This window comes from Nocardioides sp., assembly GCF_024509035.1.
Lineage (GTDB): Bacteria > Actinomycetota > Actinomycetes > Propionibacteriales > Nocardioidaceae > Nocardioides.
This window is the reverse complement of sequence record NZ_JANINT010000005.1, coordinates 1-1,163: the sequence shown is the minus strand read 5'-3', so window position 1 is coordinate 1,163 and position 1,163 is coordinate 1. Positions and strand designations below refer to the sequence as shown.

1 protein-coding gene is annotated in these 1,163 nt (G+C 73.4%); it reads right to left on the bottom strand.

Annotation, left to right across the window (positions count from 1 at the left end):
• Positions 1 to 1,124 (bottom strand): acetyl-CoA acetyltransferase (locus Q0L15_RS00285; protein WP_296601395.1); only part of this gene is annotated, 1,124 nt, incomplete at its 3' end.
• Positions 1,125 to 1,163: the final 39 nt, after the last annotated feature.

The following is a 1,163-nucleotide window of genomic DNA, read 5'->3' as shown; positions in this document are numbered from 1 at the left end:
TGGGCGGACAGGATGCCGCCGGTGCCGTGCGCCACCGCGATCTCCGCGTCCGGGACCTGGCGCTCACCGCACTCGCCACGGAGCTGGCGCACGGCCTCGACGAGGAGCAGCACGCCGTACTGACCGGGGTGGCAGTAGGACAGCCCCCCGCCGGAGGTGTTCAGCGGCAGCGCGCCGCCGGGCCGGATCCGGCCGTCGGCGATGAAGTCGAGGACCTCCCCGCGGCCGCAGAAGCCGAGCCCCTCGATCGAGAGCGCGGCGGTGATGGTGAAGGAGTCGTAGACCTCGAGCACGTCGACGTCGGAGGGCGTGATGCCGGCCCGGGCGAACGCGTCCGCGCCGGCGCCGACCGCGCCGGTCGTGGTCAGGTCGTCGACGGCGGTCATCGATGCGTTGGTGGCCCGCTCGCCGTACCCGAGGACCACCACCGGTTGCTTGGCGAGGTCCCGCGCCCGGTCCAGTGAGGTCAGCACGACCGCGCCGCCGCCGTCGGTGACCAGGCAGCAGTCCAGGGCCGTGAGCGGCGAGGAGATCATCGGGCTCTCGAGCACGTCCTGCGCACTGAGCGGGCCGGCCCCGTGACGGAAGGCCCGGGGGTTCAGCAGGGCCCACTCGCGGGCAGCGACCGCGATCTCGGCCAGCTTCTCCCGGGTGCCGCCGAACCGGCCGAGGTACTTCTGGGCGGCCATCGCGTAGTAGCTGAGGGGGTGCAGCGGGTCGTACGGAGACTCGAACTGCGACTCGGGCGTGCCGTCGAAGACCACCCCGCCCAGCGACCGGGACCGTGCGGAGCGCTGGTTGGAGGCGAAGCTGATGACGATGACCCCGGCCTGGCCGGCCTCGATCGCCTGCGCGGCGCGAGCGACCATCATCTCGTAGGCACAACCGCCGGCGAACGTGCTGTCGGTCCACACGGCCTCGACGCCGAAGTAGTCGGCGAGCTGGGTGGCGGAGAACCGGGAGACGCCGGTGGTGGCGAACCCGTCGACGTCGCGCAGCGTCAGACCGGCGTCGGCGAGCGCCCGGGTGACAGCCTGGGCCTGCAAGGTGAGGACGGACTTGCCGGTGGTGCCGAGGTCGCACTCGGCGGCACCGACGATCGCCACTCCGCGCGGGCCCGTCATGCCGCCGGCCCGTCCGCGCGGCCGACCAGGACGACGGCG